Raw genomic sequence first — 18,806 nt, forward strand, 5'->3', positions numbered from 1 at the left:
GGGGTGGGGCAACCCGCACAGCGTCAAAGTATGGCATCATCATCTACACCCCGCCGCATCCCCTGGGACGCCCTAGCGGTCTTCCCCTTCATCCTCTTCGCGGTGATGTTCCTCTTCCTGCCCACCTTCTCCCTCATCGGCGGCGCCTTCACCGATCGCGCCGGCAATTTCACCCTCGATAATATCGCTGGCCTCTTCACCGACCAGATCATGGCCGCCTACTGGATTTCGATCCGCATTTCCGGCGCCTCCGCCATTCTCGGCGCACTGATCGGCCTTGCCATCACGCTCGCCATCATCCGCGGAAAACTGCCTCAGGGCCTCCGCTCCGCCGTCATGACCTTTTCCGGCGTCGCCTCCAATTTCGCCGGCGTCCCCCTCGCCTTCGCCTTCATCGCCACGCTAGGGCGCCTCGGCCTTGCCACCATCATCCTCAAAACCGTCTTCGGCATCGACATTTACCGCTCCGGCTTCAACCTCTTCTCCTTCTGGGGCCTGACGCTCACCTATCTCTATTTCCAGATTCCGCTAATGGTCCTGACCATCGCCCCGGCTATCGACGGCCTCAAGAAAGAGTGGAACGAAGCCGCGCAAACCCTCGGCGCCTCAACCTGGCAGTTCTGGCGCTATATCGGCTTCCCCATCCTCTGGCCCTCCGTCCTCGGCACCCTGTCGCTGCTCTTCGCCAATGCCTTCGGCGCCATCGCCACCGCCTGGGCGCTGACCGGCTCGAACCTCAACATCGTCACCGTGCTGCTCTACAATCAGATCCGCGGCGATGCCCTGCAAAACCCCGGCCTCGGCGCCGCCCTTGCGCTGGGCATGATCGTCATCACCTCGCTCGCCAACGTCATCTATCTCGTTGTCGCCGCTCGCGCCGAAAGGTGGATGAAATGAAGTCAGACAAATTCTGGGCCTGGCTCGTCTTCATCCTCGGCAGCGCCTATTTCGTCGTCCCGCTCGCCGCCACCTTCGAATTTTCCCTCCGCATGCGTCGCGGCGAATACTCTTTCGACGCCTATGCCTCGGTCTTTTCCGACCCCTACTTTGCCTCGAGCTTCACCTATTCGGTCGTCGTCGGCCTCTTCACCATCATCGTCGGCATTTTCGTCGTCGTCCCGGCGGTCTATTTCGTCCGCCTGCGCATGCCCTGGCTCAAGCCGATCATGGAGTTCATCACCCTCCTGCCGCTGGTCATCCCCGCGCTGGTGCTGGTCTATGGCTATATCCGCCTCTACGGCTCATCCTCCTTCATCCCCTTCACCGGCTCCGTCCTCGGCACCGACATCCTCCTCACCTGCGCCTACGTCACCCTCGCCCTCCCCTACATGTACCGGGCCGTCGACAACGGCATGCGCACCATCGATATCGGCACCCTCACCGAAGCCGCCCAGATCGCCGGCGCCAATCAGCTCCAGATCATCGCCCAGATCATCCTGCCCAACATTCTCGTCGCCATCCTCTCCGGCGCCTTCCTCACCTTCGCCATCGTCATCGGCGAATTCACCATTGCGAGCCTCCTCAATCGTCCGGCCTTCGGCCCCTATCTCGTCGGCATCGGCACCAACCGCGCCTATGAGCCTGCGGCGCTCGCCATCATTTCTTTCATCATCACTTGGGGCGCCATGGGCATGATCAACGTGCTCGGCCGCTTCGCCCCCCGCACTTCCGCCAGGACCGACTGACCATGGCCGCCTTCCTCGAAGTCCAGAACCTCGTCAAATCCTTCGGCACCAACACCGTCGTCAAAGGCGTCAATTTCGCCTTCGATAAGGGCGAGTTCATCTCCCTCCTCGGCCCCTCCGGCTGTGGCAAAACCACGATCCTGCGCATGATCGCCGGCTTCGAGCGCCCCACCTCAGGCGCCATCCGCATCGACGGCGAAGACCTGACGCACTTAAAACCCAATCAGCGCAAGCTCGGCATGGTCTTCCAGGCCTATGCCCTCTTCCCCAATCTCACCGTCGGCGACAACATCGCCTTTGGCCTGAAAATCGCCGGTATGCCCGCCGACCAGCGCCGCGCCCGCGTCGAGGAGATGCTCAGGCTTATCGGCCTTCCCGGCTTTGAAAAGCGCTACCCCTATGAAATGTCGGGCGGCCAGCAGCAGCGCGTCGCCCTCGCCCGCGCCATCGCGCCAAAGCCGCGCCTCCTCCTCCTCGATGAACCCCTCTCCGCCCTCGACGCCAAAATCCGCGTCTCGCTGCGCGAAGAAATCCGCGCCATCCAGCGCGACCTCGGCATCACCACTGTCTTCGTCACCCACGATCAGGAGGAGGCCATGTCCATTTCCGATCGCATCGTGGTCATGAACGCAGGCAATATCGACCAGATGGGCTCCCCCCACGAAATCTACAATCGCCCCGCGACCCGCTTCGTCGCCGGTTTCGTCGGCCAGCTCAACACGCTCCCCGAGGCCACCTTCGGCCCCAACCGCGCCATCCGCCCCGAGCTGATCTCCCTCGCCCCCCGCCCGGACACCGACACGACCCTCACCGGCACCATCTCCGACGTCGGCTTCCTCGGCTCCGTCGTCCGCCTCCGCGTCGATGTCGCCGGCACCCCCATCAACATCGACACCTTCAACAGCCACTCCACCACCCCACCCCAGCGCGGCGACACCATAACCCTGCACCTCGCCACCAAGGATGTTCTTACGCTGGGGGCTTAATTCCACGGGCATTCCAAACCCGCCCCACCCACCGTGCGGTCCCTCCCCCTATCAGGGGGACTTCGATAGCGTCCCGAAGGGGAAATCGCGCCAGTGGCGCGATTTAAGCTGAGAAGGCCATGAGAGCTGCGCTCGAATGGCAAAGGTGGGGGTCCTCCTACGCCACTCGCACGCCCACCCCAAATACCCTTTGACCCCCACCCCCACCCCGGCCCATTCTCCCCATAGCCACAGGGAATCGCGCCATGGACACCACCTTCGTCACCACCGAATGGCTCGCCGCCCATTTCAGCGACCCCAATCTCATCGTCGTTGACGCCAGCTGGCACCTGCCCAACGCATCGCGCAATGCCCAGGCCGAATACCTCGCCGGCCACATCCCCGGCGCTGTCTTCTTCGACATCGATGGCATCGCCGACACATCCACCAATCTGCCCCACATGCTCCCCTCGCCCGAGGATTTCGCCCACATGGTCGGCGCCCTCGGCATCGGCAGCGACATGACTGTGGTCATCTATGACGAACTCGGCCTCTTCAGCGCCCCCCGCGTCTGGTGGACCTTCAAAACCTTCGGCGCCGAAAACGTGCACATCCTTTCCGGCGGCGGCCCAAAGTGGCGCGCCGAACGCCGCCCCCTCGAAGCCGGCCTCGTCGCCAAACCGCCCGCCCATTTCGAGGCAAAATTCCACCCCGACCGCGTCGTCGATTTCGACGCCGTCCGCGCCCGCAGCCAGGATGAAGAGGCACAAATCCTCGACGCCCGCCCCGCCCAGCGCTTCCACGCCGAAGTCCCTGAGCCGCGGCCCGGCGTCCGTGCCGGCCACATCCCCAATAGCCGCAATATCCCGGTGAGCCTGCTGTCCGAAAACGGCGCTATGAAGTCCCCCGAAGCGCTCGCCGCCATCTTCGCCGATCGCGGCGTCGACCTCTCAAAACCCATCATCACCTCCTGCGGCTCCGGCGTCACCGCCTCCACCCTGGCCCTTGCGCTAGAACAAGTCGGTGCCAAAACCGTAGCCGTCTATGACGGCTCTTGGTCCGAATGGGGCGCCAGGCCAGACGCGGAAGTCGAGAGCTAACCCCGCCCCCCAACCTCCCCACCAGGGTGTTTTCACAAAGCGCGTGCCCCAAACTCGATCTACACCCCCCCTTGATGGGGGAGGTTGGGAGGGGGTGCTGGCACACACCATGGCTACGACGTCATGGGCGACCGCCCTCCTTGGCGGAAGAGGCGGAAGCCCCCTCACTTTCGCGCAATCTTACCGGATTTTAATGTAGCCAAACCGCGCAAGCTGCTAGGCTTGCTTTGATTTTTGCGCGCCCCACGCAATAGAGGTTTCTTTTGATCCGGCAGTTTGTTGCCTCCATCGCGGTGCTTGCTGCGGCCGTCCTTGCCTGGCTCTTTTTTGCGCCCGGCGCTCCGCAGGTTTTGTCCAATGCCGGCATCGTCCTGCCCTTTGGCCCCCAGGCCCAGGCCGACGCATCCCCCGCCCCCCAAAGCGGCGGGCAAGGACCGCGCCCCGGCGGCCAGACACAAGGCGGCCCAGGCGGAGGCCGCCCCGGTGGCTTTGCCCCCCGCACCACCAATGTCATTACCACTGGCGTCACTCTCGTCCGCATCAACGATACGCTCGCCGCCATCGGCGAAGGCACTCCCGTGCGCTCCGTCACCGTTGCTGCCAATTCAGGCGGCGAGCTGACCGAAGTGCTGGTTCGCCCCGGCCAGGTCGTGGAAACCGGCGCCACCATCGCCCGCTTCGACGCTGCCGCCGAGCAGATCGAATATGACCGCGCCCAGCTTGCCCTCGAAGACGCCCGCGCCACCTTCACCCGTACTCAGGGCCTTGCCAGCACCAACGTCGTCGCCGGCACTGCCCTCACCGCTGCCCAGCTCAGCGCCGCCAATGCCGAACTTGCCTTGCGCAATGCCGAAATGGCCCTGTCGCGCCGCACCATCGAGAGCCCGATCAGCGGCAAGGTCGGCCTCATTCGCGTCACCCCCGGCAATTACGTGCCCGCCCAGACCACCGTCACCTCCATCGACGATACCTCCTCCATTCTCATCGATTTCTGGGTGCCCGAGCGCTACGCCGCCCAGATCGAGCCCGGCATGGCGGTATCGGTCAATGCCATCGCCCTCCCGGGCCAGACATTCACCGGCGACATTTCCGCCATCGATACGCGGATCGACCCGGCCAGCCGCACCCTGCAAGTCCAGGCCGAAATCCCCAATCCCGAAAACCGCCTTCGCGCCGGCATGAGCTTCACCGTCTCGCTCGCCTTCCCCGGCGAGACCTATCCGGCGGTAAACCCCCTCGCTATCCTCTGGTCGGCAGAGGGCTCCTATGTCTGGAAATATCTCGACGGCAAGGCCACCCGCGTCATGGCCGAAATCATCCAGCGCAACAGCGATGGCGTCCTCGTCCGCGCCGATCTCAAACCCGGAGACGCCATCATCACCGAAGGCATTTTGCAATTGAGCGAAGGCGCCTCCGTAACACTGCTCGAAGGCCCGGACGGCACGGGCACTCCGGTCGCAGCAAACTAGGTAACTCATTTGTATTCTGAACACCCCCACCCACGATTGTCACCCCGGCGCAGGCCGGGGCCCATCTTGAGATTTCAGGATGGGTCCCGGCTCAAGGCCGGGATGACAGCCGGTGCGCTGTGAAGCATCCTGCCGGAAGCTTCGCAGTTGAATAGTAAAACGCCTTAGAGGAGCCGCCGCCTTGTCCATTGCCAGCAAAAACGAACGCGGCGGCGCATTGGCAACGCTCTTTGTCCGGCGCCCCGTCATGGCGGTGGTCATCAATGCCCTGATCCTGGTCGCGGGCTTCGCAGCCCTCCTCGGCATCGAAGTGCGCGAACTCCCCCGCGTCGAAAGCCCGGTTCTCTCCGTCTCGACCAGCTTTACCGGCGCCGCCGCCGAAACCGTCGATCGCGAAGTCACCGCCATTGTCGAAGGCGCCGTCGCCCGCGTGCAGGGCGTCACGGCCATTTCCTCCAGCTCCTCGGTCGGTCAAAGCCGCGTCACCCTCGAATTCTCCGAAAGCACCAATCTCGATATCGCCACCTCCGACGTGCGCGACGCCCTCAGCCGCGTCACCCGCCAATTGCCCGACGCTGTCGATGCCCCCACCATTTTCAAGGCCGACAGCGACGCCCAGCCGATCATGCAGCTGTCCGTCACCTCGGATAGCCTCAGCATCGCCGACCTCAGCGAGCTGGTCGATGGCATCGTTACCGAGCGCCTCGCCGCCGTCGAAGGCGTCGCCGAAGTCCAGGTCTATGGCACCCGCACCTCGTCCTTCGAAGTCGATATCGATCCCATAAAACTCGCCAGCCACGGCCTCACCGTTGCCGATATCCGCACCGCGCTCTCGACCGTCGCCTTTGACGCCCCGGCCGGCTCCATCAATGGCCCCAATCAGAACATTTCCGTCCGCGCCATTTCCGAGGTCACCGAGCCCAAGGATTTCGAGGCGATCATCATCAATGGCCGCACGCGCCTCGGCGATGTCGCCAGCGTGGTTTTCGATGCTGCCGCCAGCACCTCCTCCATCCGTGCCGATGGCCGCCCCGCCATTGGCCTCGGCATCGTGCGTCAGGCCCAGTCCAACAGCGTTTCCATCTCCCACGCCGTTCACGCCGCTGTAGACAGCCTCAACGACACCCTCCCCGAAGGCGTCACGGTCAAAATCTCCAGCGACGAAGCCGTCTTCATCGAAGGCGCGCTGCACGAAGTCGAAATCGCGCTGGTCGTCGCCCTCGTCGTCGTCATCGGCATCATCTATCTCTTCCTCCTCGATTGGCGCGCCATCATCGTTCCCGCCATTTCCATGCCCATCGCGCTCCTCGGCGCCGTCGCGGGCATGTATCTGGCGGGCTTCTCGCTCAACATCATCACTCTTCTTGCCCTCGTCCTCGCCACCGGCCTCGTCGTCGACGACGCCATCGTCGTCCTCGAAAACATCATGCGCCGCAAGCATATGGGCGCCGGCCCCCGCGCCGCCGCTGTCCTCGGCACGCAAGAGGTCTTCTTCGCCGTCGTAGCCACCACGCTCACCCTCGTCGCCGTCTTCGTCCCTTTGAGTTTCCTCGAAGGCCAGACCGGCCGCCTCTTCCGCGAATTCGGCTTCACCCTCGCCATCGCCGTGCTGCTCTCGGCCGTCGTCGCCCTCTCCATGGGCCCCATGGTCGCCTCGCGCCTGCTCAGGGAAAATCACAAGGAACACACCGGCGGCCCCTTCGGCGCCATCGGCCGCGCCTTCGCCGGCTTCTATCGCGTCACCCTGCGGGTCGCCCTTCGCAGCCCCGTCGTCGTTATCCTCATTGCCGTCCTCTTCGCCGGCTCGGCCTACTACGTCTATGGCGCGCTCCGCCAGGAAATTACCCCCTCGGAAGACCGCTCGGCCATTAACCTGCGCATCAACGCGCCCAACACAGCCAGCCTCGATTTCGTCCGCACCCGCCTCGGCCAGGTCGAATCCATGCTCAAACCCTATGTCGATAGTGGCGAGGTCCGCTCGGTCTTCGTCCTCTCCGGCTGGGGCAATGGCGGCTCCATAACCCTCACCCTCGCCCCCTGGGGCGAGCGCACCCGCAGCCAGCAGCAGATCGCCTCCGAAATCGGCGCCCTCATGGCCCAGGTCCCCGGCGTCCGCGCCAATGTCAGCCAGGGCAATAGCCTCGGTATTCGCGGCGGCGGCTCCGGCCTCCAATTCGCCGTCGCCGGTTCCGATTACACCGTCCTCGCCGCAACCGCCGATACCATTTCGAAAGCCCTCACCGCTGATGGCCGCTTCGGCCGCGTCTCGGTCAATTTCGACACCAGCCAGCCCCAACTGACTCTGACCGTCGATCGCGCCCGCGCCACCGCCCTCGGCATCGACATCAACGGCCTCGCCCCCACCATGCAGGCCATGATCGACGGCTCCGATGTCGGCGATATCTTCATCAACGACGAGAGCTATTCGATCCGCATGCTCTCGACCTCCAACCCGGTCAACGACCCGCGCGATCTCGAAACCCTGTTCGTGCGCACCGCCGACGGCCGCTACGTCCCCATGTCGACCATAGCGACGATCACCGAGGCGCCTGTCCCGCCCTCGCTCCGCCGCGAACAGCAGCGCCGCGCCGTCACCGTTACCGCCAGCCTCGAAGACGGCCTCGCCCTCGGCGACGCCTATAACGAACTCCAAAAGATCGCCGCGCCCCTCCTCCCCCAGGGCACCGCCATCCTGCCGCTCGCCGAAGCCAAAACCATCGGCGAAGCCAATAACGCGCTCTTCCTCACCTTCGGCTTCGCGCTGGTCATCATCCTCCTCGTCCTCGCCGCCCAGTTCGAAAGTTTCTGGAGCGCCATCATCGTCATGGCGACCGTCCCCTTCGGCCTCGCCGCTGGCCTCTGGGCCATCCTCCTCACCGGCGGCAGCCTCAACATTTTCTCCCAGATCGGCCTCGTCCTCGTCGTCGGCATCATGGCCAAAAACGGCATTCTCATCGTCGAATTCGCCAATCAGCTGCGCGACCGCGGCCTTTCCGTCGCCGAAGCCATCGAAGAAGCCTCCAACATCCGCCTCAGGCCCGTGGTCATGACCATGATCGCCACCATCCTCGGCGGCGTGCCCCTCGTCCTCGCTTCCGGCGCCGGTGCCGAAGCCCGCGCCGCGCTCGGCTGGGTCATGGTCGGTGGCCTCGGCTTTGCCGCCATCGCCACCCTCTACCTCACCCCCGTCGCCTACCTCCTCCTCGCCCGCTTCTCAAAGCCCAAGTCGGAGGAAGAAGCCAAGCTCGAACGCGAACTCGACAGCCTCGAACAGCGCCCTGAACCGGCGGAGTAGCAGCGCCGGAACAACCGCCCCGCCGCCGCGTTCCAGACAGAGGCATATTCGGAGCTGACCCATGTTCGACCACACCGGCATCGTCGTCACCGATCTGGCCAAGGCCCGCCGCTTCTACAGTGCCATCGCCGCCGCGCTTGGCCTGCAAACGGCGTCCAATGGCCCTGAATCCTTCCTCTTCGGCAAAAGCGCCCAAGAACCCATCCCCTACCTCTGGATCGGCACCACCCGCCCCTCCTATTGGATCGAAGGCTCCCGCCCCGGCATCAACCAGATGCACGTCGCCTTCCAGGCCCGCGACAAGGCCATGGTCCACGCTTTCTACGACGCCGCGCTCGACAATGGCGGCACCGACAACGGCGCCCCCGGCCCCCGCCACGGCGCCGGCGACTACTACGGCGCCTTCGTCCTCGACCCCGACGGCAACAACATCGAAGCCTGCGCGCGAGGGCCATCGGCGAAGTAGTACCACCGGTCCCGAAGTAGCCCTCATGGTGAGGTGCGCAGCGCAGCGTAGCCTCGAACCACGGGGGCGTGGCACTGCAGCATCGGAGCACGCCCTGTCCCTCGAGGCTACGCTGCGCATCTCAGGATGAAGGCTACTGAGCACCCGCCCCACACCCGCCGAATAACCCCACTAAACCTCCGTCACGATGCGATCGAGCGTGTCGTGGTGCCGGACGAGCCATCCAGCGCTGCGCGATCGCCACTTGACCGCATCGAGCACCGCCGCTGTGTCGGTGCTTTGCGGACCGATCTTGGCCTCGATGATTTCGTTGGCCGCGTTCAGCACCGCAAAGTCCCGGATCAGCCCTACAAAACCGACCCGCTGCGCCGCCGCCACGCCATAGCCATCGAGCAGCATCCTGACCTGCCGCGCCCTCGCCTCCACCGATCCAAGCCCAAGGCTCTCGGCCAGATCGTCATCGAACAGCAGCGCGTTGAGCCAACACGCCTGGGCCAGTTCGATCATCGGGTCCACCGGCCCCGCTTCTTCCCAATCGATCAGGGCCACCGGCATTCTGTCGCGCGCGATGATGTTCCACGCGCCCGTGTCGCAATGCCCGATGACGCTCGGCTGGCCAAGACCTCTCCCAAACCACGGCCGCCAAAGCGCATCGGCGGGGGCCTTGAACGAGGCGGCCGCGTCATGCAGCTTTTTCAGCATCGCCCCCAGAAGCGGCAAGGCATCATCGTCCCAGGGATAGGGGTGAGGGCTCTCGCCCTCGACATAGGTCAGCATTTCGCGCCCCCGGGCGTCGAACCCCGTGCCGATAACGCGCGGGGCATGCTCGAACCCCTCCTGCTCCAGATGGCGCAACAGGGCCACTGTCGTCGCCGACCAGGGCGCCGAATGGCGATAAACCACATCGCCCAGCCGCGTCACGGTTGACCGCCCGCCCACCAGCGATATCTCCGCTGCATTCATGTCTTGCTCTGTCATCCGGTCATGATCGGAGAACCAAGGCAAAAATCAAGCTTCCCCGCTCCAAAACAAAAAGACCGCCGAGTTTCCCCGGCGGTCCCAAACCTCAAAGCCTGAAAAAAATCAGGCCGAACGGTTCTTGTTATAAAGATCGAAGAACACGGCTGCCAGCAGCACCACGCCCTTGATCATCTGCTGCCAATCGATGTTGACGCCCATGATCGACATGCCATTGTTCATCACACCCATGATGAAAGCGCCGATCACCGCGCCCGCCACCTGGCCGACACCACCGAGAGCCGAAGCGCCGCCGATGAACACGGCCGCGATCACGTCGAGTTCGAGCCCCTGCCCAGCCTTGGGCGTCGCCGAATTGAGACGCGCCGCATAGATCATGCCGGCGAGAGCGGCCAGCGCACCCATGATGGCAAAGATATAGAACGTCGTGCGTTCGGTCTTGACGCCCGAAAGCGCCGCGGCCTTGAGGTTGCCGCCCAGCGCATAGATGCGGCGGCCAAAGGTCAGGCGTTTGGTCAGGAACACAAAGCCCGCGATCAGCACGCCCATCACCACCAGCACATTCGGCAGGCCGCGATAGGAGGCGAGCATATAGGCAAAGAAAATCACCAGCGCCGCGATCACGAGGTTCTTGACGACGAAGAGGCTGAACGGCTCGACGTCATAGCCACGCGCCCGGCGACGGGCACGGGTGCGGATCGAAAAGAACACCGAACCGACAACCGCGAGGATAGCGATAACCATCGTCGTCGTGTGCAGCACGACGTTCTGGCCGTTTTCAGCGAGCCAAGGCAGCGTCGTCGGCCCGATCACGTCGGGGATGAAGCCTGCGGACAGCAGCTGGAATTCGGCCGGGAACGGACCAACCGACTTGCCGGCGAGAATGGCGAGCGACAGGCCCTTGAAAATGAGCATGCCCGCCAGCGTCACGATGAAGGCCGGGACGCGATGATAGGCAATGATATAGCCCTGCGCCGCTCCGACGGCCGCCCCGACGACGAGACAGATGGCCCCGGCAACCAGCGGATGCGCGAGGAAAGCCAGCTCCGGTGGGAATTTCCAGCCCACCATCAGCATGGCGGCAAGAGCGCCCACGAAGCCCGAAACCGAGCCCACGGAAAGGTCGATATGGCCGGCAACGATCACCAGCAACATGCCCAGCGCCATCACGATGATGTAGCTGTTCTGCAGAATGATGTTGGTCAGGTTCACCGGCTTGAACAGCACGCCATTGGTGAAATACTGGAAAAACAGCATGATGAGGATGAGCGCGAGCAAAAGCCCATAGTCGCGCATATTGGCCTGCAAGGCGCCGAGAAAGCTCAGTTCCTTGGCTTTGGCCTGATCGGCCGGGGTGCCGGTCGGTGCAGTTTGAACGGTCATGATGCCTTTCCTTCAGCGCGCACGATGGAGCGCATAATCTTTTCCTGGCTCGCCTCGCTGGTGGGCATTTCGCCCACGATGCGGCCTTCATTCATTACGTAGAGACGGTCGGTAATGCCGAGCAGTTCGGGCATTTCCGAAGAGATCACGATAATCGCCTTACCCTGAGCGGCGAGCTGGTTGATGATCGTGTAGATTTCGTACTTGGCGCCCACGTCGATGCCGCGGGTCGGCTCGTCGAGGATCAGCACGTCGGGATTGGCATAAAGCCACTTGGAAAGAACGACCTTCTGCTGGTTGCCCCCAGAAAGGTTGCCCGTCACCTGATAGACGCTCGAAGAGCGGATATTGGTCTTCTTGCGATAGTCATTGGCCACGTCGAGCTCGGCCAGATCGTCGATCATGCCCCAGCGCGCCACGCCCGGCAGATTGGCCAGCGTCACATTGTGCTTGATGTGGTCGATAAGGTTGAGGCCGTAATGCTTCCGGTCTTCGGTCGCATAGGCGATGCCGTTGGCGATGGCTTTGCCGACGTTCGACACGTCGACCTTCTGGCCGTTCATGAACACGTCGCCGGAAATCTTCTGGCCATAGGATTTGCCGAACAGGCTCATGGCAAATTCGGTGCGGCCCGAACCCATCAGCCCGGCAATGCCGACCACTTCGCCCTTCTTGAGCGAAATGTCGATATTCTTGATCACCTGCCGGTCGCGGTGCTGAGGGTGATAAACCGACCAGTTCTTCACCTCGAGGATCGTCTCGCCGATGTTCGGCTCGCGGCTCGGATAGCGGTCTTCGAGCGAACGGCCGACCATCGAGGTGATGATACGGTCTTCGGTAATATCCTGGGTGTCCATCGTCTCGATGGCGCGTCCGTCGCGGATAACCGTAACGCGATCGGCAACGCGCGAAATCTCGTTCAGCTTGTGGCTGATGATGATCGAGGTGATGCCCTGCGTCTTGAATTCGAGCAGCAGCTCGAGCAGCGCCTGGCTGTCTTTTTCGGAAAGCGAGGCGGTCGGCTCGTCGAGAATGAGCAACTGCACCTGCTTGGAAAGCGCCTTGGCGATCTCGACAAGCTGCTGCTTGCCAAGGCCGATATTGGTCACCAGCGTGTCGGGGTCTTCATTCAGACCAACCATGGCCAGGAGTTTTCGCGCGCCGTCGCGCGTTTCGTCCCAGTCGATCACGCCGTTCTTGGCCTGTTCGTTGCCGAGGAAGATGTTTTCGGCGATCGAGAGCAGCGGCACCAGGGCGAGTTCCTGGTGGATGATCACGATGCCCTTGTGTTCGCTGTCGCGAATAGAGCGGAAATTCTGTTCTTCGCCATTATAGACGATCTGGCCCTCATAGGACCCATGGGGATAAACGCCGCTCAACACCTTCATCAGGGTGGATTTGCCAGCGCCGTTTTCGCCGCAAATGGCGTGAATTTCGCCTTCCCGCACGTCAAGATTGACGTCAGACAGCGCTTTCACGCCCGGAAAGGTCTTGGTGATGCTGCGCATCTCAAGAATGGTCTTGGTCATACTGGGCCCTGTACTTGGTGATGGCTTGGAGTGTCCACCCTGCCAAACCACCCTCGATTGTCACCCCGGCACCGGCCGGGGCCCATCTTGAGATCACGGGATGATCCCCGGCTTTCGCCGCGTTCATCGAACCCCGCTTAAAATCTCGAAAGGGCCCCGCGTCGCCGCGGAGCCCCCATAGTCGTTAAGCCTATGGCTTACTGGATGTCTTCGGCCTTGAGATAGCCCGAGTCGATCACGAGTGCCTGATAGTTGGTGGCATCGACTTCGTACGGGGTCAGCAGGATCGAAGGCACAACCTTGACGCCGTTGTCATAGGTGGTGGTGTCGAGGCCTTCCGGCGTGCCGCCCGAAACCAGCGTGTCGACGAGGTCGGCAGTGGTCTTGGCCAGTTCGCGGGTGTCCTTGTAGATGGTCGAATACTGTTCGCCAGCAACGATCGCCTTCACCGACGGAGCTTCAGCATCCTGGCCGGAGATGACAGGCCATGGCAGGTCGCCCGAGCCGTAGCCAACGCCGCGGAGCGACGAGATGATGCCGCGCGAGAGGCCATCATAGGGAGCCAGAACGCCCTGAACGGTCGAGCCGTCCGAGTAGTTGGCCGAAAGGATGTTGTCCATGCGAGCCTGGGCAACGGCGCCGTCCCAACGAAGGGTACCAACGGTGTCCATGCCCTGCTGGCCGGACTTGACGACGATGTCGCCAGCGTCGATCAGCGGCTGCAGAACCGACATTGCGCCATCATAGAAGAAGAAGGCGTTGTTGTCGTCCGGCGAACCGCCGAAGAGTTCGACGTTCCACGGCTTGGTGTCCGGGAAGCGTTCCTTGAGGCCCTTCACGACCGAGTTGGCCTGGAGCACACCGACCTGGAAGTTGTCGAAGGTGGTGTAGAGGTCAACATTGGCGGTGTCGCGGATCAGGCGGTCATAGGCGACAACCTTGATGCCCGCATCAGCGGCCTGCTGCAGCACGGCCGACAGCGTAGTGCCGTCGATCGAGCCGATCACGAGAGCCTTGACGCCCTTGGTGACCATGTTTTCGATCTGGGCGAGCTGGTTCGGGATGTCGTCTTCAGCAAACTGCAGATCGACGGTGTAGCCCTTGGCTTCCAGAGCCGTCTTCAGTTCGTTGCCGTCCGAGATCCAACGGAGCGACGACTGGGTCGGCATGGCAATGCCGATCTGGCCCTTGTCCTGGGCATGGGCAACGGTCGCGGCGGTTGCCATCAGGGCACCGGCAGCAAACAGCGTCGCAATTGATTTCAGAACCTTCACGTCTCGACTCCCTTAGATTTTTCGAGGTGATTGATGCGTTCGTCGTGGTTTGGGGATCAGGCCAGTTCGCTCCCGCGTCTTTCGCCGTGAGGCAATCTCACCGCGTAAGCGTCGTTTTCCGCACCCGCCGGTCTTGCGCCGGCAGCCTTGGTTGGAACTGCATGATTGTCCTCCTGCTTGGCGGCTTGTGAGCCGCCCTGGCCCCACCGGGAACCACGGCCCGCAAACTAGGATAATCAGATATGCGTGTAAAGCAGGGCATCGCTGCAGAAGGTTATTTTTTCGATTGTCGAAGATATCAACTTGCGCGTAGAAGGCCCGCTTTCAGGCGGTTGCTGTCCATCGTGTCAGTCGCTAACCTGAAGGAATACGAGGCGACCGCCTTGCCATTGCGAACCGGAAAACGGTCGGCGAGGATCAAAGGTATCAGATACCTCGGGAGGGTTTGTGGTGAGTTTGAGTGGAGACGCGCGCTCCGATCACGGCAGCGCTGCCAGCGCTGTGGCCGATGATCTGGCCCAACTGATCCTGGGCGAGCTGGCGCCGGGCCAAAGCCTGCCCAGCGAAGCCGATCTTGCCGGCCGTTATTCGGTCAGTCGCCTGACCATTCGCGAGGCGGTCAAACTCCTTGCCGGCCGGGGCCTTTTGGAGCTTTCGAGGGGCCGCCGCGCCATGGTGCGCGAACCCGATGGCTCCGCCTTCACCGACTTCCTGACCTCCCTCGTCCGCACCGATCCCAAGGGGCTGTTCGACCTCGTTGAGGTACGTTTGTCATTGGAGATGCAATCGGCCACCATGGCGGCCAAACGCGCCAATCGCGCCGGCATTATCGCCATCGAAAATGCCCTCCAGGGCATGCGCGACTCGGTCGGTGATTCTCCCGACTTCGCAGACGAGGCGGCCGAAGCCAGCTTCCATGCTTTCGACTTCGGTTTCCACGAAGCCGTTGCCCTCGCCAGCGGTAACCGTGTTTTGGGATATCTGTTCGAAGCCATGGCGGTCCCCCTCCGCGAAGGCTTCTTCATCAGCCAGCGTGGCCACGCCGATCGCGGCCACACCCCGCAGGACACCATCGCCGCCCATCAGCGCATTCTCGATTGCATCCGCGAGGGCAATGGCAGGGCCGCCGCCGAGGCCATGCGCATACATCTGCGCGATACCGAACGCGACATTCGCATGGCTCTAACCAAAATGGCCCAGTCACCCGCTCGAAGTTAACAGTCTGCTAGCCAACTCGCCGCCTATCCAAGCCTTTGAATCACCGCTAAGCTCGCCTCTGGGAAGCTGAATATCTGTGGCCAGGAAGCGAGCGACGCGTTGAATGTCGATCAAAGCCGCAATCTATCACCGCACCCATTACACCTATGATCGCCCTGTCGTTCTGGGTCCGCAGATCATCCGATTGCAGCCCGCGCCCCATTCCAAAACCAAGGTTTTGAGCCATTCGCTGCGGGTCGCGCCAGGCGTGCACTTCGTCAACACCCAGCAGGACCCATACGGTAACTTCCTGACACGCTTCGTTTTTCCGGAACCCGTCACCGAGTTCAAGATCGAAGTCGACCTCATCGCCGACATGACGATCTACAATCCCTTCGACTTCTTCGTCGAAGAGTCAGCCGAGACCTGGCCCTTCGAATATCCCGAAGATCTCCGCGACGATCTCACGATTTACCGCCGCCCCGAAAAACTTACTCCCGCCCTCCAAAAATACCTCGATACTATCGACCGGCGTCCGCGCAACACGGTGACCTTCATCACCGAGCTGAACGCGCAACTTCAGCAGACAATCAACTACATCGTCCGCATGGAGCCCGGAGTCTGGACGCCAGAGGAAACCCTGACCAATGGTCAAGGTTCGTGCCGAGACTCGAGCTGGCTCCTCGTTAACATATTGAGAAACCTTGGCTTTGCGGCGCGCTTCGTCTCCGGCTACCTGATCCAGCTCAAGCCCGACCTCGTCTCGCTCGACGGTCCCGCCGGTACCGACCACGATTTCACCGATCTCCACGCCTGGTGCGAAGTCTACCTCCCCGGCGCCGGCTGGGTCGGCCTCGACCCCACCTCAGGCCTTCTCACCGGCGAGAGCCACGTCCCCCTCGCCGCCACCCCGCACTATCGCAACGCCGCCCCGATTTCCGGCCTCGCCTCCTATGCCGAAGTCGATTTCAACTTCGACATGACGGTGACCCGCGTCGCCGAACACCCGCGCATCACCAAACCTTTTTCGGACGAAAGTTGGAACCGCCTCAATAGCTTAGGTCACGAAATCGATTCTATTCTGAAGGCTGAGGATGTCCGCCTGACCATGGGCGGCGAGCCCACTTTCGTCTCCATCGACGATTTCGAAGCCGACGAATGGAATGCCGGCGCCGTCGGCCCCACCAAGCGAACCCTCGCCGACGACCTCATCCGCCGCCTCCGCTCCCGCTTCGCTCCCAACGGCATGCTGCACTACGGCCAGGGCAAGTGGTACCCCGGCGAGACCCTCCCCCGCTGGACTTTCTCCCTATACTGGCGCCTCGACGGCAAGCCGGTCTGGCGGGACGAAAAACTCATTGCGCGCGAAGGGGTTAAGACCACCGCCACGCATGACGACGCCCGCAAATTCCTTGAATCCTTCGCCCGCAATCTCGGTCTGACCGGCGAGACCATCGACGAAGCCTATGAAGATCCCGGCGAGTGGCTCCTCAAGGAAGCCAAGCTGCCGGACAATGTCGATCCCGCCAATTCCGAACTCGCCGACCCCGAGGCCCGCTCGCGCATCGCCCGCGTCTTCGAGCGTGGCCTGACGAGTCCCACCGGTTATGTCCTGCCCGTTCAGCGCTGGAACGCCGCGGCCTCCAGCCCCTGGCTGACCGAAAAATGGAAGACAAGGCGCGGCAAACTCTTCCTCGCACCCGGCGACAGCCCGGCCGGCTACCGCCTGCCGCTGGCCTCGCTCAAACATATCAAGCCGACCGCCTATCCCCATGTCGTTCCACAAGATCCCGCTGCGCCACGCGCGCCGCTGCCGGATCCCGAAGCGCTGCTTGTCCGCGAGAAAGCCGACGCACGCCCGCAGGCAGCCTCATCCTTCACCGCCTCAGGCGAACAGCAGGACCGCGTCGAACAGGTCATCAGCGAAATCGAAGGCGAGGTGCGCACCGCCGTCACCGCCGAGCTTCGCGACCACCGCCTCTGCATCTTCCTGCCGCCGGTCGAACGGCTTGAAGACTATCTCGAACTGATCGCCGCCACCGAAGCGGCGGCAAAGGAAATCGGCCAGCCGGTTCACCTCGAAGGCTATGCGCCGCCGCACGATTCGCGCCTCAACGTCATCCGCGTCGCCCCCGATCCGGGCGTCATCGAGGTCAATATCCACCCCGCCTCAAACTGGGACGATTGCGTCGCAACCACCGCCGCGATCTACGAAGAAGCCCGCCAAAGCCGGCTCGGCGCCGACAAATTCATGCTCGACGGCAAGCATACCGGCACCGGCGGCGGCAACCACGTCGTCGTCGGCGGCGCCACGCCGAACGATAGCCCCTTCCTCCGCCGCCCCGACCTCCTCAAGTCTCTGATCCTCCACTGGCAGCGCCATCCCTCGATGAGCTACCTGTTCTCGGGCCTTTTCATCGGCCCCACGAGCCAGGCGCCCCGCTTCGACGAGGCCCGCCACGACAGCCTCTACGAACTCGAAATCGCGTTTGATCAGGTCGCGACACCCGGCCAGGGTTCGCCGCCCCTACCCTGGCTCGTCGATCGCCTGTTCCGCAATCTTCTCACCGACGTCACCGGCAATACCCACCGCTCGGAAATCTGTATCGACAAGCTCTTTTCCCCCGACGGCCCCACCGGCCGGCTCGGGCTCGTCGAATTCCGCGGCTTCGAAATGCCGCCCAATGCTCGCATGAGCCTGGCCCAGCAATTGCTCGTCCGCGCCCTCATCGCCCGCTATTGGCGCGAACCGGCGCAGGGCGATCTCGTCCGCTGGGGCACGACGCTGCACGACCGCTTCATGCTCCCCCACTTCGTCTGGCAGGATTTTCTGGGTGTTCTCGCCGATCTAGCCCGCGCTGGTTTCGTCTTCGACCCCGCCTGGTTCGCAGCCCAACTCGAATTCCGCTTCCCCTTCTGCGGCGAAGTCGAGGTCGACGGCGTCAAACTCGAACTGCGCCAGGCGCTTGAGCCCTGGCACGTCATGGGGGAGGAAGGTGCCATCGGCGGCACAGTGCGCTTCGTCGACAGCTCCGTGGAACGCCTGCAGGTCAAGCTGACCTCTCCCAACCCCGACCGCTATGTCGTCACCTGCAACCAGCGTCCCGCCCCGCTCGCCGCCACCGGCGTGGCCGGCACCGCGGTTGCGGGCGTGCGGTTCAAGGCTTGGCAACCCGCCTCGGGCCTACACCCGCAAATGCCGGTACACGCGCCGCTGGTCTTTGACATCTACGATAAGTGGACGGGTCGCTCGACTGGCGGCTGCACCTATCACGTCGCGCATCCGGGCGGCCGCAATTACGAGACTTTCCCCGTCAATGGCAACGAAGCCGAAGCGCGGCGCCTTGCGCGTTTCGTCCCGCACAATTATACGCCCGGCACCTATCCTTACCGCCCGGAGCGGCCGGCGGACGAATTTCCGCTGACGCTTGACCTCCGGCGACCGCCCCGGTTCACCTGAACGCC

General features: G+C 63.1%; 13 protein-coding genes. 9 read left to right on the forward strand and 4 right to left on the reverse strand.

Going from position 1 to position 18,806, the window contains the following annotated elements:
• The first annotated feature begins 3 nt into the window (after positions 1-3).
• The 7 genes from ASD83_RS09475 to ASD83_RS09505 all read left to right on the forward strand — a co-directional run bounded on the left by ASD83_RS09475 (position 4) and on the right by ASD83_RS09505 (position 8,980).
• Positions 4-897, forward strand: coding sequence for an ABC transporter permease (locus ASD83_RS09475; RefSeq protein ID WP_413813492.1), 894 nt, complete (start codon positions 4-6; stop codon positions 895-897).
• Positions 894-1,685, forward strand: coding sequence for an ABC transporter permease (locus ASD83_RS09480; protein WP_056310283.1), 792 nt, complete (start codon positions 894-896; stop codon positions 1,683-1,685). The genes ASD83_RS09475 and ASD83_RS09480 overlap by 4 nt, the downstream gene beginning before the upstream one ends.
• 2 nt (positions 1,686-1,687) lie before the next feature.
• Positions 1,688-2,671, forward strand: coding sequence for an ABC transporter ATP-binding protein (locus ASD83_RS09485; RefSeq protein WP_056310285.1), 984 nt, complete (start codon positions 1,688-1,690; stop codon positions 2,669-2,671).
• Between the two features lie 245 nt (positions 2,672-2,916).
• Positions 2,917-3,750, forward strand: coding sequence for a 3-mercaptopyruvate sulfurtransferase (gene sseA, locus ASD83_RS09490; RefSeq protein WP_056310287.1), 834 nt, complete (start codon positions 2,917-2,919; stop codon positions 3,748-3,750).
• A 263-nt stretch (positions 3,751-4,013) separates the two neighbouring features.
• Positions 4,014-5,219 (forward strand): efflux RND transporter periplasmic adaptor subunit, encoded by a 1,206-nt coding sequence (locus ASD83_RS09495; RefSeq protein ID WP_056310290.1) that lies wholly within the window; start codon positions 4,014-4,016, stop codon positions 5,217-5,219.
• A 181-nt stretch (positions 5,220-5,400) separates the two neighbouring features.
• Entirely contained in the window at positions 5,401-8,514 is a 3,114-nt protein-coding gene (locus ASD83_RS09500) for an efflux RND transporter permease subunit (RefSeq protein ID WP_056310291.1), read from the forward strand.
• 61 nt (positions 8,515-8,575) lie between these two features.
• Positions 8,576-8,980, forward strand: a complete 405-nt coding sequence (locus ASD83_RS09505; protein ID WP_056310292.1) for a VOC family protein — start codon at positions 8,576-8,578, stop codon at positions 8,978-8,980.
• Positions 8,981-9,151: 171 nt separating this feature from the next.
• Here the strand turns inward: ASD83_RS09505 and ASD83_RS09510 are convergent, their stop codons facing one another.
• The 4 genes from ASD83_RS09510 to chvE form a co-directional block, all read right to left on the reverse strand.
• Positions 9,152-9,943 carry an aminoglycoside phosphotransferase family protein gene (locus ASD83_RS09510; protein WP_056312261.1) on the reverse strand — a complete coding sequence of 264 codons (792 nt, stop codon included), beginning with the start codon at positions 9,941-9,943 and terminating at the stop codon, positions 9,152-9,154.
• A 120-nt stretch (positions 9,944-10,063) separates the two neighbouring features.
• Entirely contained in the window at positions 10,064-11,341 is a 1,278-nt protein-coding gene (mmsB, locus tag ASD83_RS09515) for a multiple monosaccharide ABC transporter permease (RefSeq protein ID WP_056310295.1), read from the reverse strand.
• Positions 11,338-12,870, reverse strand: a complete 1,533-nt coding sequence (mmsA, locus tag ASD83_RS09520) for a multiple monosaccharide ABC transporter ATP-binding protein (protein WP_056310297.1) — start codon at positions 12,868-12,870, stop codon at positions 11,338-11,340. The genes mmsB and mmsA overlap by 4 nt, the downstream gene beginning before the upstream one ends.
• Positions 12,871-13,067: 197 nt before the next feature.
• Complete coding sequence (gene chvE, locus ASD83_RS09525; protein ID WP_056312263.1) at positions 13,068-14,135, reverse strand: multiple monosaccharide ABC transporter substrate-binding protein; 1,068 nt, start codon at positions 14,133-14,135, stop codon at positions 13,068-13,070.
• A 459-nt stretch (positions 14,136-14,594) separates the two neighbouring features.
• On the opposite strand from chvE, the gene ASD83_RS09530 reads away from it, so the two are divergent.
• Positions 14,595-15,362, forward strand: a complete 768-nt coding sequence (locus ASD83_RS09530) for a FadR/GntR family transcriptional regulator (protein ID WP_162249144.1) — start codon at positions 14,595-14,597, stop codon at positions 15,360-15,362.
• Between the two features lie 103 nt (positions 15,363-15,465).
• A complete protein-coding gene (locus tag ASD83_RS09535; protein WP_056310300.1) occupies positions 15,466-18,801 on the forward strand; it encodes a DUF2126 domain-containing protein in 3,336 nt (1,111 codons plus the stop codon).
• The last annotated feature ends 5 nt before the right edge of the window (positions 18,802-18,806 follow it).

Origin of the sequence: Devosia sp. Root685 (genome assembly GCF_001427875.1) — a bacterium.
GTDB lineage: Bacteria > Pseudomonadota > Alphaproteobacteria > Rhizobiales > Devosiaceae > Devosia.